Below are 22878 nucleotides of genomic sequence, written 5' to 3' on the forward strand. Positions count from 1 at the left end.
CGTCCCTCTGCTTGAAAGGTGGTACTCATCATGATTATTAGACGTGAAATCAATGACTTCGACAGCTTGAAGGATGAACTTTGGAGTGGAGCCATCCAGACCATGGAAACGATCGAAGAAAATGATAAGGAAGATGAATTCATGGATTTGCTCGATGAACTCTTCCCGGAAGGGGAAGACCTCACGAATCTCAACGATTTCATCCGTTTCGATAGTGATTATATTTTCGAAACTCTGGGCATCAGTGAAGAGGATGTAGAAGACTGAACCAATCGGGACGGAAGGGCGGTCCGGTATGACGGACCGCCAGAAAGGAGCGAAAAAATGGCAACAAGATTTTACGATGAAAACAACATTTTGGAAATCACCATGAGAGACCCCAAAACCAACGAGGATTTCAGCGCCGACTTTTTCGACGACGCCACCAACGCCAATAACTACGACGAAACCCTTGAAGCCTACAAGGTTGAAGACGTTGACTATCTGGTGGATTACGCTGAGAATTATATCGCCGGTAATAACCCCGACTTTGATTATCCGGACGACTACGACCCGGAAGAAGACCCTCTTGCTGAACTGGATTACGTCGTAGAGCCTCGAGAAAAAGACCTCGTGATTTTAGAATTGGCCGCATCCCTTTTTGATGCCGGATGGAGAGCCGCGGACAAGGAACAAATCAAGCGAGATTACGACATGCCAGATAGCGACGCAGAAAGAATCTGCCAGCGGTTGGCATATTACGCCAAACATTAAAACAACGGCGGGGTTCTTCCCCGCCACCCAAAGGGAGGAAAAGACGATGGAAAAGAAAGATTGGCATGAAGATTTCGTCAAGAGCCTGGAAGACACCCTCAACGCAGGGATGGGCCGGAAAATCTATAAAGTGGAATATCTCCATGAAGAATTCATCAAGATTTCCGAAGGGAGCCCCAATGAATACGCTGTCGCCCGCATCGGAGGCGACAACAGCGTTTCTGCCCTCTGTGACATCATCAGCCAGACCAGCAGCCTGCATCTGATCAAATGGCACAGTAAAACCGATAACAGCCGGGAAACCCTTCTGTGGGTCATGCAGAGACAATTTGATTTCCGCCGGTTGCATGGGGAAGATATCTGAAGGCTGGAACCACCCTGGCAGGGAATCCCTGCCAGGGATGGAAAAACCGCAATCCGTGAAAAAAGGAGAGAGAAAAATGGATGAGATGAAAGCGACAGAAAAAGAAATGGAAAAAGAAGCATTGAAGAGGCTGGAGAAGATGTCCCTCCACCCGGATGTGGTGAAGGGCTTCAAAGAAGGGGTGCTGTACCGTTCAGACAGGACCGTTTTCATGGGAAACCCTTTCGGAGCCCTCTTCTGGCTGGAAGATAAGGAAAAAAACATCGTCCGGAAAGTTGAAAAAATGACCGGTGGCGTGGTCTACCATATGACCCATGAAAAAGTAGACTTCGGAGAATTCTATGATGTCTTCTATGTATCTCCCTATAAGGAAGAATGGGAAGCCGATGCCGAAGACATGAAAAACGATCTGGCTGTCGTCTATGTGGAAAACGTGACAGGCCCGGATTTATCAGAATTCGGGACAATCCAGTACAAAAGTGCCGGAGGCGGACTGATCCGTATCAGATGATTCCATATCTATATCTTGTTATATATCTGCATGAGCATGACCATGCAGATATATAGAAAGGAGTGAAACAGGATGAAGGGAAGATGGGAAATCGCCAGTGAATACGTGGAAGGGAAGCATTTCTACCAGGTCTGCCGTACACTGGACCGGAGCCGTCCGATGGGCGGTGGGAACATGGAATATGCCGGAGAGATTTACCGGAGCCGGAGCGATGCCCTGTTCCTGGCAGAGCAGCTGAATCGGAACAACTGAAAAAAATCGCCCCCATCTGCCATAGTCGGCAGATGGGGGTATCTCTGTATAAAAGCCTAATTGCATCATGATATTATATATGATATCATAATAAAAAGGAGGGAAAACCATGGATAAAGATATAAAATATTATATGGCCCTCCCTTACCAGGAAATCCTGGAACCAGAAGAGAACGGTTATTTGGCCTATATCCCTCTTCTGAAGGGCTGTGAAGGTCAAGGCCCTACTGAAGCAGAGGCCCTGAAGGCGTTGGAAATGAAGAAAAAAGAATGGTTGGAGGAACGTCTGGAAAAGAATGAAGAAATCCCGGAGCCGTTGACCCTGGAACAGTTCAGTGGCCGTTTCGCCCTGCGGATGCCCAAGAGCCTCCACAGGAAGATTTCCTTGCTGGCAAAAGAAGAAGGCGTGAGCTTGAATCAGATGATTGTCTATCTGATATCCTGCGGGATCAATCATCTTTACAAAAGTTGACATCGTTTCCAAATTGGAAACGTTAAAAAATAAACGAAAGAGAGGAAGATCATCATGAAAAAATGGGGAAAAATGTTTGCTGTCTTTGCTTGTCTGGTCTTCGCCCTGGCTATGGCCGGTTGTGGGGGAAAGAGTGAAAAATTCACGGCCAATAGCTGGGTATTCGTGGAAAAAACAGATACTGGCGATAATGATTACATGAGCGTCATAACGTTTGAAAAAAATAATAAAAATTATATATGTACCGAAAAAACAACACACATAAAAATCCGTAATTATGGGGGAACATCATTAGGCATAGGAGCAAAAGAGCATTATGATTATAAAGTCAACGTAAGAGAATCAGATCCTTATGTACAGAAAGGCCTTATATATGATGAAAAAAACGACACTTTAACAATGGATGGAGATCCATTCTATACATATATGAGCAAAGATAACACCATAATCAGTCATCATAGTCCAACATTGGGAAAATTGACTTATAAGAAAGCGACTAAAGAAGAAGTTGAAAAAATAAAAAAAGAATTAATAGATTTTGAACAGAAAAAAGCAGCCAAAGCAACAGCAGAAGGGAATAAACAGTAAAAATACTGAAAGAGGGAACTGCAAATCGCAGTTCCCTCTTTTTATGCTCTGAGCCACTGGATCTTCCGGAAAATCCAGCTGGCACCGCCCTGTACACTGAGTTTCTGGGCACCGAGGATATCCTTCGGGAGGATGATGGTGAGGACCACCAATGCAATGCAGCGCAAGCACATACCCATGAAACCAATCCACTGATCGACCGTAATGGCAGCAGGTCCGCCAAAACTTGTCCCCGAACCTCCGGCCCGGGCCAGGACCTCCTGGGCATAGGAACGGCCAGCGGCCATGTTCCCGGGCCCGCCGTTGTAAGCAGCCAGAGCATTGGCCCAGTCACCATCAGCATAGTTCTGGTAATAATCAGCAAGGATCTTCGCTCCGCCATCGAGGTTCACATCCACATCGAAGATATTGTCCAAATCGATGCCATAGGCTTCGGCTGTACCAGGAGTGATCTGGCACAGGCCAAGGCCCCGGTCCTCAGGATCAGGGTCTCCGCCCACGGCTTCCGGATTCCAGGTGCTTTCCTGCTGGATCAACGACCAGAAGACGGGTACGGGGACTCCGTACTTCTGGGCATAGAAAGCAGCCTTCTGCTTCAAATCTTCCGGTCCAGTGATACCGGTGGTCGAAGTCGTGGCAGCCGGGATATTATCCATCTTGAACTGGTCATAAGGCTTCGCATCCTTGATGACAAGTGTGATGAACCCTACCATGATACTAGTCACAAGGAGCTTCAAGGTGCAGTGGACCAGCGCATCGATGCCTTTCTTCGGCAGGAACTGGCTGATGCTCCAGGCTCCGAAAGGCAGGGTCGTGATGGTCAGGGCACCACAGATGAAGAACTCGATATACGTAACCATGATATGGATGGCCAAGAGCAGGAAGAACAGGATAGTGATCAGGGACATGGCATAGATGGGCATGACTTCACTGATGAACCGTTTCATGAACGTCAGAGCCCCGTACTGGGCTATCTTGTTCAAGGCCGGTGTCACCAATGCGATTCCCTTTTGCAGGATCATCTGGGGCTGGGACACCTGGGCTCCCAGAGCTGTCCCTTCTCCGGTGAAAGTACCAGAGATATTGATCACAGCCTGTAGGAACATCCCATCCACGAACCAGTCCCACCACTTAGAAAGGAAAATGGTGAACATCCCATACTTTACGACTTTCTCGATCATCATCTTCAAAGAAAACGTCATCCCACCAAGGATAGTGGGCAATGTAACATCAAGGATACACAAGATCCAGAAGAGGGAGAAACAGCTCTTCTTGATGAGCTGATACCCCTTATGGGCAGCCGTGGAAACATCCTTCATGATCTGGCTGATGGAACTCCCCATCTTATAGAGTTCTTCGATGCCCCAAGGCAGAGGCATATCCGGATGGGAACGTCCGACAAAGGAAGGGTTCCCGTTCAGCCATGGCAGGGGATCGACAGATTTACCATTGACCCGGATTTCAAAATGACAATGTCCGCCTTCAGTAGCACCAGTAGTACCGGTTAGGGCAAGCAGGTCTCCCTGCATGACAGGCATCCCAGGTTCGACATAGATTTCTGAATTATGGGCATAATAACTTTGGATACCATGGCCATGGTCGATGATGACCAGATTCCCATAATCTCCCAATCGTCCTGCGAACGATACGACACCACCCGTTGTGGCATAGACTTCGCTGCCATCCTCGATCCCGATATCCACACCATCATGGTCTTCTTCACCATGTTCAGGGCAAATCCGATGACCCCATGGGGAATTGATTTGGGTGCTATTGACAGGCCAGTCGAAAGAATGGTTGGGTGTGGTGGAGGAAGCAGCAAAGACATCTTGAGAAGAAGGCTTATCCAAGTTGCCCGTCTTGTCCGTACCGGCAGGAGCTGCCGATACGGACAAGACGGAACAGAAGAGCTGAAAAAGTAGACAGGCTAGGACAAAGAATCGTTTCATGAAGATCACCCCTTCGATGGGGGAGCAGGAGGAGTCGGGCCAGCATTCCCGGAAGGTCCGGTACCGCCGGAAGGCGGTTCATGCGGAGTATATCCAGCATAAATCCGATCAGGAGGCGGAAGCCGATGATTGGAATCAGCACCGCCGCCTAACTCGGTAGGATAGCTGGGATAATAACCTCCGGGTCCGGAAGGGACAATTTCGCTGCTCGGATGAGGCATCCGGGTAGTCTCATAAGTCCCGGGCCGGTTGTTCCATGCCGTCTGGACGGCATGGAACGCTGTTCTAGCTCCAGCAGCTGCTTTGTTCTTGACGAAACCAGCTCCAGCTTTCCCTTTCGCAACGAGTCCATCGAACCCGACTTTAGAAGCATAAGCCATGCCGGAGAAGCCACCAGCAGTAGAAGCAAAACCGCCTATGGCGGCTCCGCCAAGAGCTCCACCGGCAAGACCTGCAAGTCCGGCACCAGCACCAGCACCAGCTGCGGCAGCCAGAACAGCTTTGCTGGCCTTCGGATGGTTCCAAGCCGTCTTCGCAACACCAGCAGCCGTCCCGGCGGCCATACGGCCACCTTCCATCTGGCTCTGGCCGGAAATCATCATCATGGCCAGTTCCGGCAGTTTCCATACCAGGAGCCCCATCACGAGACAAGATGCAACAACCACAAGCATTTTGCTGAATGAAGAATCAGCCGTTAATTTAGTAGTCGCAAAAACAGGTTCATACATGACACCCATGATGAAATACAGGACCATGAGCTTCATCCCGAAATTGCAGAGCCCTGGGAAGACAGATTTCCAGAGAAAATCTGTCTTCTTGAAAAGTCCGAAAGGAATCAGCACGGCTGCAAGCGTGCTGAAGATATAAAATTCAATCTTGGCAAGAGCAAGCTGGAGAGCCATGAGAAAAAAAGCAAGGAAGACCCCGACAATTACCAATAATTCAATCAGAGCACGTCCAAATCCATTCTTTAGAATCGACAAACCAGTCAAATCTTTAAAAATAGGTTCCAAAACAATAAAAGCCTGATCCAAAACAAAAGAAGGTTCATAAGCCTTCAGCCCTTCGGAAAAAGAATGGCCCGATGCTTTCATACCTACCATGCTGAAAGAAAGAAGGATGACATTGGGAATGGTAGCCGGAATATTATTGGGTAAAGAGATCCCGGGGAGCGGATGGGACCAATAGTACAGCATAAAAAGGAAAGCAAAGATCTTCATGAGACGGCTGATGACATTGGAAATCTTCAGCTGCCCTTCATACAGATACCAGGAGCTGGCAAGATCGATGATGGCCAGAGAACCGATCAGAGAAATGATATTCGGATAGATATTGGCAAGGCCCTGAGCACTGTTAGAAGCAAAAAACTTGACGATAGAATCAAGGAATCCCGATTGAGAGAGATCAGTAGGAGCAACCATAATAAATTCCTCCTAACGGACATAGAGCCCCAGGTCATCATTGGAAATGGACCGGCTCTTCTGACTTTCTTTAATCTTATCAATGGCGCTTTCTTCAGCAGCAGCATTTGCCTTGGAGGCGGCGATATCATTCTGCTTGTCCTGGGCTTCCTTCTGCATCTGGAAGATCTTCTGCTGGGCCTGGATGGCCTGGATGTTGGTCTGGATGGCCTGGATATGGCCCTGGGCCACCCCTATCTGGTTGGTGATCTGCTGGGCGGCTTTCTGGCCTTCAGGAGAGGCGTTGAGCTCTTCCAGGTCCTGGAGGGTCTTGGTCCAGACTTGCAGACGGTCGGACAGGATACGGAGGGCTTTCACTCCCTGCATATTGGCCTGTGCCATATTGGCATTGGACTGCTGCTTGGCATCCACCTGGGTGGACGTGGAAATCTCGGGCAGAGGACCGACCGTGGCATCGCCGGACAAGGGACCGGTGGGGCCTTTCCCCAGGACGGGGAACATCTTGCCGAAATAGGCATCGGCATTCCCGGCTTCTTCCAGCACCTTGCCCGCTTCGCCGCCAATCATCCCACCGGCTGTCTTCAGGGCTTTGCCCAGGTCGCTGGTGGACTCCCGGGCTTCGCCCTGGAGCCGGGTCAATACGGCCTTGGGGAGGCCGGTGATCTGTTTCACCAGAAGGTCTACCTGTTCCCTGGTAGCCGTATAGATCTTGATGGCCTGTTGGACGTTCTTCACTGTTTCGGCGATGTTCTGAGGGTCCTTCACGATATAAGCGGCATCTGCCGGAGCGGCATCCGGCGTGAACCCGGCGAAAGCGGCGCAGGTCCCGCACAGTACGATGAACTTCTTGTACTGGTAGATGTCACGCATGGAAGATAAAAGGGTACGCATCAGGATCACTCCTTTCATAGGGTAGAACGGTACATACACAGGAGGATATGGTATGCAGCACAACCTGTTCATGGAAATGTGCGCCTGTGTATGTACCGGTTCTGGTTCAGTTATTCGTCTTCTTCTTCCTCTCCTTCATCATCAGAAGAAGGAGCTTCCGGTGCCGGAGCGGCCTGTTCCGGAGCGGCGGGAGCCTGTTTGAGGGCAACTTCCGGAGCGGGGGAGGGCTGGTCCAGCTTGGCCTTCAGGGCATCCATTTCCTGTTTCTGATGGAGCAGAGCATTGGCCATGAAGCTCATCTGGCCCTTCATGGTGGAGATGGTCTGGAGCAGTTCCTTCCGGCTGCCGTGATTGCTGTTGGCCTTGCCGTCCAGGCTGAAGGACAAGCCCAGGTTCACAGCCTTTTCCTTCCCGATGGCTCCGCCCAAGCTCACCATGAACTTGTCATTGGCCCGGTAGAAGGCACCCAGGGCACCGGCAGTGGCTCCATGGTACTGGCCACCGGCCACGGCGAAGGACAGCTTGTTGTCCGGATCATAATCCAGGGGATGGAGCCCGGCCAGGGCTACCGCACCGGCCACGGCATTGTCCATCCGGTCGCCCAGCACGTTGAACCGGTCATCCACGTTGCTCCTGAAGTCATACAGCTGACCGCCGTTCACCGCATCCCGGCTGCCAGGAGCGATGGCACCGTCAGCCACGTTCCGGACCTTGTGGCCGTTGGCATTGATCCCTACAGAATCGATGTAGTTCTGGTCATGGACCCACAGGTCCCCGGAAATCCGGGCATCCCCGCCTACGGAGAAGTTCCGGGCCACGGTGGCATTGCTGCCCATGGCCACGTCCCCTTTGAGGGTGCTGGTCCCGTCCACCGTCAGGTCCTTGCCTACATGGGCCATGCCCTGGAGATCGGAATCCCCCTTGACCGTCAGGTCCTTGCCGATAGAAGCATTGCCCTGGAGGTCAGAATCGCCTTTGACCGTAAGGCCCTTCTCGAAGGTGGCATCGTCTTTCCCAGTGATCTTCCCGTTGACGGTCAGGTCCTTCCCGATGGATGCACTGCCGTCTACCTTCAGGTCCTTGCCTACATGGGCATTGCCCTTCACATCAGAATCCCCCTTGACAGTGAGGTTCTTGTCGAAGGTCCCGTCCCCCTTGAACTGGGATTTCCCGGAGATCGTGAAATCCCCGTCCACAGAGCCGTTCCCTTTGACCGTCAGGTCTTTCCCCACTTCCACGTTCCCAGCGGTGGTCACGTCCCCGGTGAGGGTGGAAGTGCCATCCACCGTCTGGTTCCCCTTGATGTGGGAATCCTTGTCAACGGTCTCATTGCCCTTTACATGGAGATCCTTGCCTACGGAGGCATTGCCCTTCATGTCGGCATCCCCGCCCAGGGTGGTCTTCCCATCGATGGTCCCATCACCCTTCACATGGAGATCGTTGTCGATGGTCTGGCTTCCGTTCACGTTGGAATCGCCTTCCACGGTCTGGTCCCCTTTGATGGTCCCATTGCCTTCCACGGTGGCATTGCCCTTTACGTCAAGGTCCTTGCCGATGGTCTCGCTGCCCCCGATGGTGGAATCCCCATCCACCGTAGAGCTCCCTTTGGTGTGGGAATCCTTGTCGGTGGTGGTGTTCCCTTTTGTATGGGTGTCCCCGCCGGTGGTGGTGTTCCCGGAGTTGATGATGTCATCCAGGGTCCCGTCAGAGATAATCTGAGACACTTTCTTCTTCAGGACTTCTTCCTGGTCCTCTTCGGTCACAGGGCCGATGGTCCCAACGGCGATGAACATGGGGTTCTCCGTGGAGTTGTTGGTCCCCCGGACCACGATGCCGGTATTGTCATAATCAAGCACCGTGGAGACCCCGGTGTCATTGCCGTCCTGCCGGTGGCCATCCCCGAACAGGTTGGCCCCCAGGGAACCGGCGAACAGAACGTTGTCGAACTTCTGGGAGAAATTGAACTGGACGGCATCATGTTCCCCGATGCTGTTCCGGGCATAGCCGTATTGCAGGTAATACCCATTGCCCAGGGAAATCTTCCCGGTCACAGGATTATTGGCCGCTTGCGTCCCATGGTAGGTAAGGGCGAAGCAGGGGGTGGCTACGGTGCAGGACAGACCTACTACCGCTGCCAGGACGGCATTTTTCATCCGATTGGTGATCACTTTTCTCATCCTTCTTTCTTCATGCAAAAACCTTCATTATATATATCTGCATCAACATATATATCCGTATCTGCATCCATAAGAATATCCACATCTGCTTGTGGATATTCAGGCGGAACGGCTGGCCATTTCCCGAGAGAGGGCTTCCTTCAGCTGGAGATATTTCTCCCATTCCTCCGGACAATCCTTGTAGCCGAACCAGTAATGGATGAATTTCTCCGTGGTGAAATCGCTCCCCTGGGAAGCGATGAACTGGTTCATGGCAATCTGATCCGTCTTGGCCGTAGCCGTCACGAAGGGGAACTCAGCCTTCCGGAGAGCCAGCTGGAACACCCGGTCCCCTTTGGGAGAACTGTAATAGTAATCCTGTTTGGGGGTCATGGAGGAAATGATGTCGATCTGGGAATCGTTGATCCCGAAGGAATAATACAGCTCCCGGTTCTGCTGGTTGGAAGCATTGGGGTTGGGGAGGTAGATTCGGGAATCACAGTTTTCCATGATCGTAGTCATCAGATCCGGCTTCAGGGCGATATCCGCCAGGTTCTGGGTGGCGAAAACGATGGAGGTGTTCTTCTTCCGCATATCCTTGAAATATTCCTTCAGCTTATTCTTGAAGGCCGGATTGTCGAAGAACAGCCAGCATTCGTCCAGCACGATGATGGACGGACCGGCGTTCTCCTTCAGAGTGCTCTCGATCCGATGGAACAAATAATCCAGGGTGGAGGGGACAATGGCTGGCGTACCCATCAGGGTCTCCATCTCGAAGACCTGCCACCGACCCTTCCCGGAAACATCCCGGTCGTTGTCGAAAAGCTTCCCGTAAGAGCCTTTCTGGGTCAGGGCCTTCAGGGCCAGCCGGATATCCTCGCTCTGGACCATGGTACAGAACACAGAGATGGTCCGCTGGTCGGGAGGCATGGTGGCCAGAGACTGGAGAGCTTCCCAGACATAGTTGTCCACTTTGGAATCCACGGTCAGGTTCTGCTGTTCGAGGTAGGATTTGATCCATTCCTTGGCCCATTTCTTCTCATTCTCATCGTCAATCCTGGCCAAAGGCTGGAAGGATAACTCATGGCTGCCTTCCGCCGCCAGGTTGTAGAAATGGCCTCCAACGCTCAGGGTGAGGGCCCTGGAGGACGCTGCCTTATCGAAGATGAAGATCCGGCTGTCCGGATACTTCAGGAAATGGGCTTCCAGGGTATTCAGGAGCACGGATTTCCCGCTCCCGGAAGGGCCCACAACCATGGTGTGGCCCTTGTCGGCCACATGGATGTTCAGACGGAACGGGCTGTTGCCCACGGTATCCGTATACAAAAGGACCGGCCCCTTCAGGAACCTGTTGTCCAGGTCACCACTCCATGTAGCGGTGATCGGGGCCAAGTGACAAAAATTTAGGCTGGAGACAACAGGGGTGCGGACATTGGCCCGCCAGCATCCGGGGATGGAACCCCACCAGGCTTCCAGGGAGTTGAAGGTCTCCTTGTAGGCCACGAAACCACGGGAGTTGAGGGCCTGCATGATTTTTCCGGCCTTGTCTTCCACGCCCTGGACTGTATCATCCAGGACCACGAAAGTCATGGTATATCGGCCCAGGGAGACATAATCCTGCTGGACTTCCACCCCGGCCTGGAGGGCATCCTGTTCCTGGATGAGGGCATTCTGGTCCACCTTGTCAGAAGTGGTGTTGGTGATAGATTCCCGGGTCATGGTGACGATGCTCTTCTTCATCTGGCCCCAGCGGTCCGCTGCGTCGCCAGTGAAATCCACGGCATCTTCCTTGTTGAGGCAGCAGAACCGGCTGACCCAGCGGAATTCCATGTTCAGGGAATTCATGATGTCCAGATAGCCGGGAGACCCCACCGGCGGGAAGCTCAGGACCGTGACGAGGCGCATATGCTTCTCGCCCAGCATGGGCTTCGTACCCCCGGTGAGGGGAGAATCCGCCAGATAGGACCACACTTCCTGGTTGTAATTGGCCTTGACGAAATGGGGCATGGCCGACACGGTGGAGTGGAGGTAGGTGATCATCTCATCCGGGCTTAGGACACGCATGGTCTTGTTGGTGAGATTGTACAGGCTGTTGCCCAGGAGGTTCACCTGGTCCACGAAGACATCATATTCCTTCCGGAGGGTCTTCAAGGTCTTGTCCTTGTCTTCCGCCTTCGGATTGCCGGACCGGATGAATTCGTTGAGGATCCGGCTCTTCTTGCTGGGGAGATAATAGAGAGTCAGATAATAATCCGTCTCGAAATGGGCCTTGCCTTCGTAATACTCCTTCCGTTCCTCCTCGAACTGCTGGAGCAGGACCGTAGGCATCCGGGATTCCCGGTAGCTGCTGGAATAATGCCGCTGGGCCTCGAAATAGACCACGGAACCGGTCCCGAAGACCTTCAAGGCCTTGTTGAATTCCGCATTGTAGCGGAGAATCTCTTCCGGGGTGGCTGAAGCCATGTCACGGCCACGGAAGGTGAGAGTGGCCATGAAAGAGAAATCCCGTCCGAAGATGGTCCCGTCCTTTCCAGAGGAGACCAGCCCCCAGGGCAGGAGGGAGGACACCTTGTCCCGTTCCCGGAAGGCCCCCAGGAGGGTGGAATATCCAATCTTAGAGATATCCTTCTTCTTGCGGTTGAAATAAAAGAGAAAATCATCGATCTTCCCTTTCAGAGAAAATGCCAAGATACATACCTTCTTTCTTCAGTCCGGATGGACCTGTTACAGAGATGAGATCCCGGATACCAGGACGATGAGCCCATCGAAGATGAGGAACAGGAAGAACCCTCTGGGCTTCCGGGGACCGGAGGGCCAGAAGAAGCCCACGGTCCCGCTGGAAGCGAGGACGATTCCCATAAGCACAAGCGTCAGCGCATCCATGTCTCACCTCGTCATACATCGTAATAGCTCTTGTTCCGGAGGTATCTCAGGAAGACTTCGTGGAACTGTGGGTCGTTGTGGGTGAGGAACCGGAACACGAAATGGATCCCCACGATGACGAACACCACCATGATGGTCTTGAACAGTACCCCGAAGATCAGTGCCAGGACGAATTCCAGGATGAGCAGGGTCCGGGGGACTCCCATCCACAGCATGGGCTGGGTCAGGGAACGCCGGATAGGGACCACATACCCCTCCGGGAGCTCTCTCTTTTCTTTCGCCATTCCATTCACCTGCTTTCCTCTCCTCCGTCATCTGGGGATCTTTCCGATGACATCGGTGATGGAAGCTGCAGAAGCAGATTCCTGGATATAAGAGATGAAAGTGGGAGCGAAGAGACAGATGCCGATGGCGAAGATCAGCACGAAGAACTTCTGGGTCCCGGGCCCGCCATGACCGGCGAACAGGCTGAAAGCAGCCCCGGCGATGGCAATGATGCCCAGGGTCAGGGGCAGGGGCCCCGTCAGCTCTTTGGCAAGGGAAGCGAAGAAACGGGTCCAGGGCCATTGCCAATCAGCAGCTTTGGCAATGTCTTCGATGCCTCCAGCAAAGCTGGTGTTGGCCAGGATGAGCAGGGAAAGGACTCCCAGCATCACCCAGAAATCCCGGCTCTTCACCATGGCGAGAGCCTTTTTCTTCAGATCCGTCTTCTGGATGGAAATTCCGTTGGTTTTCATCATAGATCACTCCTTTTTCCTGATGACCGGCTCGATCCTGATCTGTGGGTCCACAGGGACCGTCCGGTACTGATGTTTCAGCGCATCGTAACCATGCACTTCAAGGATCTCCGAAATCACACGGGTCCGGACCCCATTGGGGAGGACCTTGTGCTCGATGGAAATCACGACGTTGATGGCTTCCCCGATCAGATTCCGGAGGGCTTCTTCCGAGAGGCTCTCACAGGATGGATCTTCACGGGCAAGGTTTTCGATACGGGTCAAAGCGAACAGGGCATTGTCGGCGTGGGTGGTGCATACGCCTCCCGGATGGCCGGTATTCCACGCTTTCAGCATGGAATAGGCTGCCCCGTCCCGGACTTCGCCGACGATGATCCGGTCCGGGGACCGTCTCATACAGCTGGCAAGGAGCCGGGTCATGTTATAGACCTTTTTATGGGGATCCCCTGTATCCTGCATGGTATACATGGGGGAATAATCCTCCGCTGGGCACTGGAGTTCCGGAAGATCTTCCAGGGAGATGATCCGGTGGTCCGGGGAAATCTCCGCCATATCCAGCAGGAGGGCATTGAGGAACGTGGTCTTCCCGGTCCCGGTCCCCCCGGACACCAGGATGTTCTTCCTGTCCTTGATGGCGTGTTCGATGTAATTCTTGTACCCGATGGTCAGGGACCCGCTTTCCACATAGGAAGAGAGTGGGAAGACAAGGAGGGCTTTCTTCCGGATGTTGAACTGGGGGGACCGGACGATGGGGGGGATCTCCCCCTGGAACCGGTAGCCATAGCCATCGATCTCACAGGAGATGTCCGGCACATTGTTGTCGATGATCTTCCCGGCCTGTCCGGCGCAGAGCCGGATGACCGCCATCCGGCGTTCCTCCGGGAGGACGATGGAAGATCTGACCTTCCCTTCGGTCTGGGAGATATACCATACCGTCCCATCATCATTGCAGTAGGCTTCCGTCACGTCCTTCCGGGCCAAGAGCTCCACCAGGGCGGGGCCCATGGTGGTATCGAGCGTCACCTGGTTCGGTGTCTTCTGAGGGACCTGTGCCATAGATATCAGCCTTCTTCAGGCCCGGCTTCCGGAGCCGGAGCGTCTTCTGTTCCGCCTTCCGGCTGGGAGCTGCTCCCCAGGTCCTTCAGATACTGGTCATAGAGGCCTTTCAGCTGGGACCGGAGCCGGTCCCCGGAAGCCGGATCGCCAGATTTCAGCAGGTGCCCCACGTAGAGGATACAGCCGATGACGAACGGCTCAGACGGATCCATCTGCATGGATTCCGCCGTCTCCCGGACGGCTTCCCCCAGCTGGATGGCAGCCTGTCGCTGGAGCTTCTTTTCATTGTTCTTCATCTTTTCCTGGATGGCACGCTGCTTCATGGCCAGGTTTTTCAGTTTCTTCTTGTTCTCGATGAGGTTCAAAAGAGTAGATGCCATAGTCAAGTCTCCTTTTTATCTATATGATCCCTGTTGTCCTTTTTGGGGTGCAGGGAGATGGAACCGAAATCCTTCAGGGCATAACGGTCCTTCTTAGGGGATTCCTCCGCATGGGGAGCCTCCTTGGCAGGAGGTTCCTGCGCCTTGCGTCTCCCGCCTCTTGCCTTGTCCCTGGCTTCCGCCACTTTTTCGGCAAGGTCCGGCAGGATTTCGCCCGTATCCACGCTGCGCATCTCGTCATCCGTGAAATCCGCTAGGTCATCATGCTCCAGGAGGAGCCGGACCCGTCTGGGGTAAGGATTGTGCCGGATCACATCGCTGGCCACAGGAGGGTCCAGCAATTTATCCGTGAAATACTTGTTTTCATAATATTTCACTTTGTCCGTCAGGACCGGCGGGAATCCGCTGGCCACGATGATTTCCTTGTCTCCCAACCGCTTGATCTCATCTGCCGTCATCAGGGCACGGCCCGTCTGGGACCGGCTGTAATTCTTCTTGCCAAATAGCCCACCGTCAGAAGAGACGCTTTCCGTCTCGATGGTCTTGTTGCCCAGGAGGCTTTCACAATACTTCCCGGTATCATTGTCGTTGGGGGCATAGAAAATCTGGAGATGGCAGTTCATGAGGATCTGGTTGTCCTTACCATAGATGCCGTTGATCTGGGGAAGCCCCTGGTTGATCAGGAACACCTTCATACCGTACCCGGCGATGTAGGACAGGGTGGCAGCAAAGGACTGGAGGTTCCCCAGGGACGAGAATTCATCCATCAGGAACAGGCATTTATGTTTGTATTTATCCACGGGCCTGGCGTGTTCGAAGCCCATGACCCGGGCATGGTGCCGGACCATCATCTCGAAGAACAGCCGGAAGATGGGAGCCAGCCGGAGCAGGTCCGAAGGCGGTGTCACCAGGTACAGGCTCACCGGCTTCTTGTAATTCATCAGATCATCCACGCAGAAATCGCTGACGGACGTGTTGGCTGCCAGGACCGGGTCCAGATATTCCTTCAGGGCCGTATTGGCCGTGGAGATGATGGACCCGCCTTCATTGGGTGGCTTCGCCACGATTTCCTTGAAGGACTGGTAGATGATGGGGTGGATCCCCGGATGTTCCTTCAGAGATTCCTGGCCCGGATACAGGTTATGCAGGTCTTCCTGGGTGAACTTCCGTTCCACGTATGCCTGTTTCTGGGTGTCCCACTCCCGGATCTTGATCCCTTCCTTCGGGACGTGCTCGAAAGGGGAATCCGGGTTGGTCAGGAATTTCAACGTATCCACGAACCCGGCACTCCGCCAGGTGGAAGGGTCGGAAGCATCCACGTCATCCCCTTCATCAGTACATTCAATGGGCCGTCCATCATCATCGATCTGAGGGATCACGTTGGTCTTCATATAGCTGGCCACCGTGAAGAGGGATGGATGGGGATAATGCTCCGGATCTACGCAGTGGGCGTATTTCAGATGGAGGATGACCGCAGAGATGACCATGGCCGCATTGGCGGTCCAGTGGTCAGGCTTGCCTTTCCCTTCATAATCGGCGATGATGGCCGCCAGGTTCTGGGCCATGGAGACTTCCATGGGAGTCCCGATGGGAATCTCATCCAAAGGGTTCCAACGGGCAGTGGAACCGTCTTCCGCCGTGGGTTCGAACTTGATGGTCACCTGGCGCATCTTCTTTTTCCGGTATCCGCTGGTCACGGCCCAGTTTTCCGACTTGATGTCGTTGACGATGGTACTCGACTTCCATCCACCCAGGAGAGTAGGGATGATGAGCCCGACACCTTTACCGGACCGGGTAGGGGCGATGACCGCCAGGTGCTTGTTGGAATTGTCCCGGAGGTAGAAGTGGGACATCTTCTTATAGAGGCCGAACAGGATCTTATAGGAAAGATCCAGGAACCAGACGAAAAAGTCCAATTCATCCAGCGGGTCATATTTCCTGTTGTTCTCGGCTTCCAACATCCCGATCTTCTTCTGGAGACTTTCTTTCCTCTTCGGATCATCCGAATCGGCGATCTCTTCTTTCAGACGGGCGATTTTCTGGACATTCTTGTCCATCTGGAGTGCCTTCCGTCTCTCGAAAGAGAGTTCGGCGAAAGCCTTCTTCTCTTTCTTCACCAGTTCGACAGAACGGAGGAAAGAGGTGAAGGCCCGTTTCAGGGGGCTGTCATACAGCCCCACTACTACCCCGGAACCAGAGATCAGATCCAGTTTCAGGAGGTCCCTATATTCTGCCCAGCGGGCAGAACCATGGCTGGTCATATCCTTCGTATGGGAAGTGAAATAGAGGAGAGCCATGCTGAGGAAGAACGCCACCGGGAAATAGATGGAAACGGAAGAAAAGATCTTCGGCACGATAGGACCATAGAGGGCTTTCCATTGGAAATATCTCCAAGGGAGATAGTAATGTCCGATGAACGGTTTCCCCAAGAAATGGGCATTGTATTCCATGATTTCCGCAACCCTCTGGGTGGCTGCCCAAAGGCTGCCCAGAGGGATGACGATGAAGGAAAGGAAGAATGCAGTGAACTTACCCATAGGCCATCACATCAGCCTTCTTCCTCATATTCTCCTAGGGAGAAATCCTGGTTCACGAAGATGGAGAACTGGAAGCCGGGGGAGATGGTGATCGTAGGCTGCATATTCACATCCCGCTGGATGATCTGCTGGCCGGTCTGGAGCACGGAAGCTACAGCACCAGCCACCGCTTCTTCGCCAGGGCTCCGGTCATCGCTGCCGCCGGAATCGCCGGTGGCACTCTGGGCAGCGGCAGAAAGGAGAGCGGTCCAGAAAGCGGACCGATACAGGGAAGAGCTGTGGTCATCATACTTGTCGGCCAGACCAGGATATCCTACGCCGTCGATGGCGTTCTGGTTCGGCAGATCGATGCTCCGTCCATCCGGGAAGATGATCCGTTTGAAGACCACGCCGATCCGTTTGTTGCCCCGGCTCCCGGCACTCCCGCTGGTACCCAGGACACGGGAGCCCTGAGGGATCAGCAAGTGGGTACCGGTGAGAGAATCGTACACATCCTGCCGGATCTGGGCCACCACATCTCCGTTGGAAACATCGCTGGAAACACCCGTGAGGAGAGTAGCCGGGATGACGGCACCAGCGTTCAGGGTGAACACCCCATCAGAAGCATTGTCAGGAGTGATCCCTTGGGGCATCTGTACTGTGCTCCCGCCAGAAGAATCAAACTTGAAAGCAAGGGCAGAAGAGAGCATCTTGGCAATCGTCTGGCTCTGCTGATCTGACTGCCCGCTGCTTCCGCCGCTTGCGCTTCCGTTCCCGGAACCGCCGCCGGAAGAATCTCCGTCGTCATCCACATAGATGGTCCTGGCAGCCGGAGCTGGAGTGCTCCGGGAGGGAGAGGGGTCGCTGGTGAAATTGTACCGGCGGGGCGGGACGGGAGTCTGTGCCGCTTCTTCCGGCGTGATGACATCGTTCCGGACCGTGCCGTTCGGGACGGTCCCTTTGGAATTCTTCCTGGCTACAGGTTTCCCATTCTTGTTCAGGGAGTTCTGGTACTTGTTGAGCTGGGCATAATCATCCGGGAGACCGTTGGCCGGATTCGTCGTACCACTGTTGGCTGAATTAGAATTGAGCTCTCCAGCCTTTTCCGGTTTGTGGGTCGCCGGTGCTTTGAAGGCACTGTTCACGATGGCCACCACGGAAAAGATGGCGATACCGGCACCGACCGTCGCCAGTGCCTTCTTCTTGACGGTGACAATCCGGTCCTGCGGTTTTTCGCCGTCACCATCCTGGATGCCGTCGTCCAGGTTCTCGCCGAAGGCTTCCTTGAAGGCTTCGTTCGCTCGTTCCTCCTCTTCTTCTTTTTCGGGATCCGGCTCTTCCGGCTGCCGATAGAAGAAGCGGTTGAACTTGTCTTTGACATCTTTCAGTCCCATTTATCCAACCATCCTTTCATCAGTCTTTGAGTACATAGCGGCGGAGGTCCCGTTCATGCTGTTCACGGATCTTATCAGTCTCTTTGTCTTTGGAAGGGACAATCTCGATATATTTCTTGGGGGAATACTGGAGACGGGCCTTCCGGAACACCCGGTCAGCGATGATATGGCTGTCCCGGACCCGGAAGTTCACCAGCTGGAGCTTCTTGGAATCATCTACTGTGTAGATTACCGGAAGATCATATTTGTTGTTCTTCGGCATCTTGATGATGGTCTGTTTCCCGTTGTCCCAGATTTGGAGAGGGAGCAGGTCCACAGGCACGTCCTTCACGTTCCGGATGGTGTATCTGAAATTCCGGGTATCCCGTTCCCGGACCTGACGGATCCGGTCACGGAAAGAGAGATAGGAAGATTTCTTCCCGGAATCTTTTCCTTTCTTTTCTTCCCCGTCCTTCTTCATCCAGTTGATGACGAATGGCTGGTCGTTCTTGGTCCGACCCACTGTCCGGCTGGAAGAAGGATTTTCTTCACTGGAAAGAGCGGGGCCATCGGAATGGCGGTCCTTCCATTCTTCCAGTTTGGCCTTCACATCCGGATCCACGAAGGGATCATCGGAATCATAAGGTCGGATCTGTCTCTTTAATTTCGCTTTCCGGGCTTCATCCTGTACTTCTTCATCGGAATATTTCCAGGCGACCACCGGGGTGTAGGAATCGCCGGAAGAAATCAGGATACGGTAGCACCGGGCATTGGTGTTGATGATGAGGTTCGTCTCTATGTTCGCCTCCAGAGGCTTCACATAGACGTGCTGCGTGGTTCCCACGATGGATTTGTCCACCATCCATCGGGCGGTCTCACCGCCCACGATGTACGTGACCTGTTCCCCGGGATGGAGCTCGATGTCCGTCACATGGCCCACTTGGGTCTCCACCCGATATTGGGAGTCCTGTCCGAATTCGTAGATCTTCTTGGAAGCCGACTGCCCTGCATCTGCAAGGTTGTAGACCGCCTTATAATCGGAAGCGGCAGCCATCGCCGGGAGCTGGTTCTTGAACAGGCCGGTCAGCACGATGGTAGAGAGGAGGACATACCGTTTGGTTCTTCTATCCATTTCCTTCTGGCCTCCTTAATTTTCCCGGGCGATGTTCAGGTCCGTGATCTTCAGTCCCAGAGGATTGAAATTCAGTTCCTTCTCATCCTTCGGAGGTTGGACGGAAACGGCGAACACGGCGATATAGTTCCGGACGGAATCTTTGTTCACTTCGCCACCCGCAGAGAACTCCCGTTCCTGCCACCGTACCTGATAGGTGCTCTTGGTATTGGGCTGGAGCTGGAAGGACTTGATTTCCACCTGGACCGTGGAACGTCCCAGCTTCTTGATCTGGTCATCGTTCTTGATCAGGGTGGCCAGTTTATTGGAAGCAGGGGTGGTCAGGAAGTGCTGGGCCGTGTTCCAGCTGGATTTGTAGACAACCGGATCCAGCGGGATGGTCCGGATGTCCCGGACGAACTGGGTCAGGAAATACTGGATCTCTTTCTGCTGGGGCTTATAGGGGACCGCCTTCAGCTCCTGGGCAGCATCGATCCTTCCGGTGGCATTGTCCACCCGGACGGTGTACACCTTGAAATGACTGGTCAGCGTGACGAAGACCACCGCAATCACGCAGACCATGCACAGGGCGATGTAGAAACGGTTCCGTTTCTCCGCCTCCCTCCGTGACTGGTCCAGGTTGAACATAGGATAAGCGTACAGACCTCCCGTGTCTTCCGCCCGCTTATCCAGGGGAGCGGTGAGATCATCCGATTTTGGGAGGAACTTGTGTTGGGGTTCCATTTCCTCACTCCTTTGACTGGAAATAAAAGATTTGCAAAAACGTTATTTGCATATGATTATTTTATCACAAATGAATAATTATGGCGAAATGAATTTTAGCAAAAATAGCAGGAAATACAATGTTAAACGACCATTTTCAAAGGTACATGGAAATTCCATGAAAACCTTCGATGAAATAAAATATGGAAAAACAAAACGCTTCATGATAAAATAAATCAAAAGCCTGCAATGCACGCTTACACAAATGTCCTGGACATTTGTAGCGTGGTCCGGAGCGAAGGGCTCCGGACAGGGCCGCCTTCGGCGGACGGCAAAGCAGAGCTTCGCCGTAACAGGCCCTCCCTCTCCGGTCAGATGGGCTTCCCGGACAGGGAGGGCAGAAAATCCGCAAGCGGATTTTATCAACCCTGGAAACCAAGGAGGTGAATTCCCGAATGGCCATCTATCATTTCTCCAACCGTCCTCACGGGACCACCCGTTCCGGGGTCAAGATCAATACCAAAGCCCATTATGACTATATCGCCCGAGAAGGACGCTATGCCCATCTCCGGAACCGGGGTGAGGATCTGGTCTGTTCCGAGAGCGGCAATATGCCCTATTGGGCGGAAAATCCCCAGGAATTCTGGGAAGCCGCCGAAGAACACCGGAGAGTGAACGGACGGGCCTATCGGGAATTCCATCTGGGGCTCCAGGAAGAACTATCCCTGGAAGACAACAAGGCCTGTGTGGAGGAATTCCTGGAAAAGACCGGCATCAAGAACCATCATGCCTATACCTTCTGCATCCATGACAAGGAAGCAGCCCTGGATCCGGAACACAGGAACATCCACGCCCATGTGATGTTCTGCGAGAAGACCATCGAAGAGGACCGTCCGGTGGGAGCCGAAAAATATTTCCAGAATTACTACGAAGACAAACAAGGGAACCCGGTCTCCGGATACAAGGTGGACCGGCGGTTCGCCTCCAAGGAGATGAACCAGTCCATGCGGGACCTGTGGGCCGATATCGTCAACCGAAAGTTCAAGGAACGGGGCCTGGATATCGAGATCTCCAGCAGAAGCCTGGAAGAACAGCGGGAGCAGAAGCTCCAGGAAGGGAAATACGAAGAAGCGGAGCTCCTGGACCGGCTCCCTGCCTACAGCATCAGCAAGAGATACTGCAACCCCAAGTACCGGAAATATATCAGACAGGCAAAAGAAGAGGTGCATAAGAACGCCGACATCCCGCCAGATAAGGACTGGACTGTGGAACATCTGGACCAGGAACACCAGCAGGATTTCGAAGACGTGATCCAATATGCCATCGCCGACGAAATGCGGAAGACCGCACGAGAAATCCAGCAGGCCCGGCTGGCCCTCCAACAGGAAAAAGAAACGGAAAGACAGAGAGAAATCCTTGCCCGGATGGCCAAGGATGCTTCTGCACGCCAGGAAAAGGAAGCGGAAGAAGAAAGAGAGAAAGAAGAACAGGAAAAAAGAGACAAGAGAGAAGATTATCGGGAATCCGACCCCATGCTGGTCACTTATGGGGATATCATCGACTTTGCCATGGCAAAGATGGAGATAGAAAGAGAAAAAGCTCAAAGACTCCAAGAAGAAAGCCAGAAGATCTGGAAAGAAATCAAGAAAGGACGGACAGAAGGCTCTGCTGCCCCTATGCTGTCTGAAAAAGAGATCCAGAGGAAAGCGGAATACATCCTCTTCGCCGGGAGGAGCTTCGAGGCCAAACAAAATTACCGGAAGATACTGGCTGAACTGAAACGCACGGATCTTTCCGAAACAGAACGGAAAGGACTCACGGCACAGCGCATCAAACTGGGGAAAGAGTGCGCCTATTTCAATAAACTCCTGAAAGAAAAGGAGACTGTCCTTGAACGGATCAAAGGAAACATCCGCAACGAACAGGCAAAAATCGTGGAAGACCAGACCACAAAGATGGAAAGAGAGAAAGAAAAGCTGGAAGCCCTGAAGAAAAAAGCAGGGAAACTCTACGGGCAAGCCATGGCCCACCAGCATCAGGCGGACCAGCTGGACAAGACCATCAATTATATCTTCCACGAAAATCGGAACAAAAATACGAAGCAGTTCATGCAGAACAAAGTCTATACGGAAGACAAGATCCCGCCCCTGGTCCGTGGCAGGAACAAGATCATGGGTTCCCTTCCTCTGGACCAGTGTCCTTATATCGAGACGGATACCGGGCGGTACTATCTCTTCAAGAACAAAGGGCGGGATGACATCACCCGGGAAGATGTGGAGAATGGCTCCGTGAAAGCCATCCGGGAAAACGATGACATCATCAACGGGCTGGCTCCTACCTATGTCATCACCTTCAAAGACGGGAAGATTGACCAGATCAATGACTATGATGTAAAGCACAAATACTACAAAGGATGGACCCCTCTCTATAGACCCAGGAACGAAAAACCCAAGAGAGATTACCATTTCGACCCCAAAGACCCCAAGAACATCAAAGATAACTTCAATAAATATAACCTGGGAAACAGAAAACGGAACGAACTCCTGGATGGAATCCTCGACCAGTTCATAGAACAATCCAGCAGGAATTCCAATGCCAAACTCCATGACAACGAACTGGAAAAAGAAAAATATGCAGCCAGATTCCGTGAAGCGGTGAAGAACGAAGCAGAACTGAAAGAACTGGAGTTGGAAAATATCTTCAGATGAGATGGTTCCATGAGACCAATGGCGTTTTTGCTTT

22 protein-coding genes are annotated in these 22878 nt (G+C 53.0%); 8 read left to right on the forward strand and 14 right to left on the reverse strand.

The window, feature by feature from the left end; translation table 11 throughout:
* Positions 1-30 precede the first annotated feature (30 nt).
* The 7 genes from ACTQY1_RS07605 (at position 31) to ACTQY1_RS07635 (ending at position 2940) form a co-directional block, all read left to right on the forward strand.
* Positions 31-267: a hypothetical protein gene (locus tag ACTQY1_RS07605; protein WP_441374000.1), complete on the forward strand. Its 237-nt coding sequence runs from the start codon at positions 31-33 to the stop codon at positions 265-267.
* A 57-nt stretch (positions 268-324) separates the two neighbouring features.
* The gene (locus tag ACTQY1_RS07610) at positions 325-753 is read left to right on the forward strand and encodes a hypothetical protein (RefSeq protein ID WP_441374001.1); all 429 of its coding nucleotides are present in this window, start codon (positions 325-327) and stop codon (positions 751-753) included.
* A 46-nt stretch (positions 754-799) separates the two neighbouring features.
* Entirely contained in the window at positions 800-1117 is a 318-nt protein-coding gene (locus ACTQY1_RS07615) for a hypothetical protein (RefSeq protein ID WP_441374002.1), read from the forward strand.
* A 76-nt stretch (positions 1118-1193) separates the two neighbouring features.
* Positions 1194-1628, forward strand: coding sequence for a hypothetical protein (locus ACTQY1_RS07620; RefSeq protein WP_441374003.1), 435 nt, complete (start codon positions 1194-1196; stop codon positions 1626-1628).
* Positions 1629-1700: 72 nt separating this feature from the next.
* The gene (locus tag ACTQY1_RS07625; protein ID WP_441374004.1) at positions 1701-1880 is read left to right on the forward strand and encodes a hypothetical protein; all 180 of its coding nucleotides are present in this window, start codon (positions 1701-1703) and stop codon (positions 1878-1880) included.
* A 109-nt stretch (positions 1881-1989) separates the two neighbouring features.
* Positions 1990-2352, forward strand: a complete 363-nt coding sequence (locus ACTQY1_RS07630; RefSeq protein ID WP_441374005.1) for a toxin-antitoxin system HicB family antitoxin — start codon at positions 1990-1992, stop codon at positions 2350-2352.
* A 54-nt stretch (positions 2353-2406) separates the two neighbouring features.
* Complete coding sequence (locus tag ACTQY1_RS07635; protein ID WP_441374006.1) at positions 2407-2940, forward strand: hypothetical protein; 534 nt, start codon at positions 2407-2409, stop codon at positions 2938-2940.
* Positions 2941-2981: 41 nt separating this feature from the next.
* On the opposite strand, the gene ACTQY1_RS07640 is transcribed toward ACTQY1_RS07635, so the two are convergent.
* The 14 genes from ACTQY1_RS07640 to ACTQY1_RS07705 all read right to left on the reverse strand — a co-directional run bounded on the left by ACTQY1_RS07640 (position 2982) and on the right by ACTQY1_RS07705 (position 20157).
* Entirely contained in the window at positions 2982-4889 is a 1908-nt protein-coding gene (locus tag ACTQY1_RS07640; RefSeq protein ID WP_441374007.1) for a peptidoglycan DD-metalloendopeptidase family protein, read from the reverse strand.
* A 5-nt stretch (positions 4890-4894) separates the two neighbouring features.
* Positions 4895-6310 (reverse strand): type IV secretion system protein, encoded by a 1416-nt coding sequence (locus ACTQY1_RS07645; RefSeq protein WP_441374008.1) that lies wholly within the window; start codon positions 6308-6310, stop codon positions 4895-4897.
* Positions 6311-6322: 12 nt separating this feature from the next.
* Positions 6323-7201, reverse strand: coding sequence for a hypothetical protein (locus ACTQY1_RS07650; protein WP_441374009.1), 879 nt, complete (start codon positions 7199-7201; stop codon positions 6323-6325).
* Between the two features lie 110 nt (positions 7202-7311).
* Positions 7312-9378 carry a YadA-like family protein gene (locus ACTQY1_RS07655; RefSeq protein ID WP_441374010.1) on the reverse strand — a complete coding sequence of 689 codons (2067 nt, stop codon included), beginning with the start codon at positions 9376-9378 and terminating at the stop codon, positions 7312-7314.
* 99 nt (positions 9379-9477) lie between these two features.
* A complete protein-coding gene (locus ACTQY1_RS07660; protein WP_441374011.1) occupies positions 9478-12045 on the reverse strand; it encodes a TraG/VirB4 family ATPase in 2568 nt (855 codons plus the stop codon).
* 36 nt (positions 12046-12081) lie between these two features.
* Positions 12082-12240, reverse strand: a complete 159-nt coding sequence (locus ACTQY1_RS07665) for a hypothetical protein (RefSeq protein WP_441374012.1) — start codon at positions 12238-12240, stop codon at positions 12082-12084.
* Between the two features lie 11 nt (positions 12241-12251).
* Positions 12252-12524 carry a VirB3 family type IV secretion system protein gene (locus tag ACTQY1_RS07670; RefSeq protein WP_441374013.1) on the reverse strand — a complete coding sequence of 91 codons (273 nt, stop codon included), beginning with the start codon at positions 12522-12524 and terminating at the stop codon, positions 12252-12254.
* A 27-nt stretch (positions 12525-12551) separates the two neighbouring features.
* Positions 12552-12977 carry a TrbC/VirB2 family protein gene (locus tag ACTQY1_RS07675; protein WP_441374014.1) on the reverse strand — a complete coding sequence of 142 codons (426 nt, stop codon included), beginning with the start codon at positions 12975-12977 and terminating at the stop codon, positions 12552-12554.
* Positions 12978-12983: 6 nt separating this feature from the next.
* Complete coding sequence (locus ACTQY1_RS07680; protein ID WP_441374015.1) at positions 12984-14033, reverse strand: ATPase, T2SS/T4P/T4SS family; 1050 nt, start codon at positions 14031-14033, stop codon at positions 12984-12986.
* A gap of 5 nt (positions 14034-14038) precedes the next feature.
* Positions 14039-14413, reverse strand: a complete 375-nt coding sequence (locus ACTQY1_RS07685) for a hypothetical protein (protein ID WP_441374016.1) — start codon at positions 14411-14413, stop codon at positions 14039-14041.
* 2 nt (positions 14414-14415) lie between these two features.
* On the reverse strand, positions 14416-16950 hold the full coding sequence (locus tag ACTQY1_RS07690) for a type IV secretory system conjugative DNA transfer family protein (protein WP_441374017.1): 2535 nt from the start codon (positions 16948-16950) through the stop codon (positions 14416-14418).
* 11 nt (positions 16951-16961) lie between these two features.
* Positions 16962-18323 (reverse strand): TrbI/VirB10 family protein, encoded by a 1362-nt coding sequence (locus ACTQY1_RS07695; protein ID WP_441374018.1) that lies wholly within the window; start codon positions 18321-18323, stop codon positions 16962-16964.
* A 19-nt stretch (positions 18324-18342) separates the two neighbouring features.
* Positions 18343-19434, reverse strand: a complete 1092-nt coding sequence (locus tag ACTQY1_RS07700; protein ID WP_441374019.1) for a TrbG/VirB9 family P-type conjugative transfer protein — start codon at positions 19432-19434, stop codon at positions 18343-18345.
* 15 nt (positions 19435-19449) lie between these two features.
* The gene (locus tag ACTQY1_RS07705) at positions 19450-20157 is read right to left on the reverse strand and encodes a VirB8/TrbF family protein (RefSeq protein WP_441374020.1); all 708 of its coding nucleotides are present in this window, start codon (positions 20155-20157) and stop codon (positions 19450-19452) included.
* 434 nt (positions 20158-20591) lie between these two features.
* Between ACTQY1_RS07705 and ACTQY1_RS07710 the strand changes: the two genes are divergently transcribed.
* Complete coding sequence (locus ACTQY1_RS07710) at positions 20592-22844, forward strand: MobA/MobL family protein (RefSeq protein WP_441374021.1); 2253 nt, start codon at positions 20592-20594, stop codon at positions 22842-22844.
* The last annotated feature ends 34 nt before the right edge of the window (positions 22845-22878 follow it).

It is taken from the genome of Acidaminococcus sp. HCP3S3_G9_1 (assembly GCF_052122455.1).
Taxonomy (GTDB): Bacteria; Bacillota; Negativicutes; order Acidaminococcales; family Acidaminococcaceae; genus Acidaminococcus.

What these genes read in the sequence shown, in the direction of transcription:
- ACTQY1_RS07675 (WP_441374014.1), bottom strand. Translation starts at nt 12,977, where the DNA reads ATGAAAACCAACGGAATTTCCATCCAGAAGACGGATCTGAAGAAAAAG.
- ACTQY1_RS07705 (WP_441374020.1), bottom strand. Translation starts at nt 20,157, where the DNA reads ATGGAACCCCAACACAAGTTCCTCCCAAAATCGGATGATCTCACCGCT.
- ACTQY1_RS07690 (WP_441374017.1), bottom strand. Translation starts at nt 16,950, where the DNA reads ATGGGTAAGTTCACTGCATTCTTCCTTTCCTTCATCGTCATCCCTCTG.
- ACTQY1_RS07655 (WP_441374010.1), bottom strand. Translation starts at nt 9,378, where the DNA reads ATGAGAAAAGTGATCACCAATCGGATGAAAAATGCCGTCCTGGCAGCG.
- ACTQY1_RS07645 (WP_441374008.1), bottom strand. Translation starts at nt 6,310, where the DNA reads ATGGTTGCTCCTACTGATCTCTCTCAATCGGGATTCCTTGATTCTATC.
- ACTQY1_RS07695 (WP_441374018.1), bottom strand. Translation starts at nt 18,323, where the DNA reads ATGGGACTGAAAGATGTCAAAGACAAGTTCAACCGCTTCTTCTATCGG.
- ACTQY1_RS07605 (WP_441374000.1), top strand. Translation starts at nt 31, where the DNA reads ATGATTATTAGACGTGAAATCAATGACTTCGACAGCTTGAAGGATGAA.
- ACTQY1_RS07620 (WP_441374003.1), top strand. Translation starts at nt 1,194, where the DNA reads ATGGATGAGATGAAAGCGACAGAAAAAGAAATGGAAAAAGAAGCATTG.
- ACTQY1_RS07640 (WP_441374007.1), bottom strand. Translation starts at nt 4,889, where the DNA reads ATGAAACGATTCTTTGTCCTAGCCTGTCTACTTTTTCAGCTCTTCTGT.
- ACTQY1_RS07615 (WP_441374002.1), top strand. Translation starts at nt 800, where the DNA reads ATGGAAAAGAAAGATTGGCATGAAGATTTCGTCAAGAGCCTGGAAGAC.
- ACTQY1_RS07635 (WP_441374006.1), top strand. Translation starts at nt 2,407, where the DNA reads ATGAAAAAATGGGGAAAAATGTTTGCTGTCTTTGCTTGTCTGGTCTTC.
- ACTQY1_RS07665 (WP_441374012.1), bottom strand. Translation starts at nt 12,240, where the DNA reads ATGGATGCGCTGACGCTTGTGCTTATGGGAATCGTCCTCGCTTCCAGC.
- ACTQY1_RS07680 (WP_441374015.1), bottom strand. Translation starts at nt 14,033, where the DNA reads ATGGCACAGGTCCCTCAGAAGACACCGAACCAGGTGACGCTCGATACC.
- ACTQY1_RS07610 (WP_441374001.1), top strand. Translation starts at nt 325, where the DNA reads ATGGCAACAAGATTTTACGATGAAAACAACATTTTGGAAATCACCATG.
- ACTQY1_RS07625 (WP_441374004.1), top strand. Translation starts at nt 1,701, where the DNA reads ATGAAGGGAAGATGGGAAATCGCCAGTGAATACGTGGAAGGGAAGCAT.
- ACTQY1_RS07650 (WP_441374009.1), bottom strand. Translation starts at nt 7,201, where the DNA reads ATGCGTACCCTTTTATCTTCCATGCGTGACATCTACCAGTACAAGAAG.
- ACTQY1_RS07670 (WP_441374013.1), bottom strand. Translation starts at nt 12,524, where the DNA reads ATGGCGAAAGAAAAGAGAGAGCTCCCGGAGGGGTATGTGGTCCCTATC.
- ACTQY1_RS07710 (WP_441374021.1), top strand. Translation starts at nt 20,592, where the DNA reads ATGGCCATCTATCATTTCTCCAACCGTCCTCACGGGACCACCCGTTCC.
- ACTQY1_RS07630 (WP_441374005.1), top strand. Translation starts at nt 1,990, where the DNA reads ATGGATAAAGATATAAAATATTATATGGCCCTCCCTTACCAGGAAATC.
- ACTQY1_RS07700 (WP_441374019.1), bottom strand. Translation starts at nt 19,434, where the DNA reads ATGGATAGAAGAACCAAACGGTATGTCCTCCTCTCTACCATCGTGCTG.
- ACTQY1_RS07685 (WP_441374016.1), bottom strand. Translation starts at nt 14,413, where the DNA reads ATGGCATCTACTCTTTTGAACCTCATCGAGAACAAGAAGAAACTGAAA.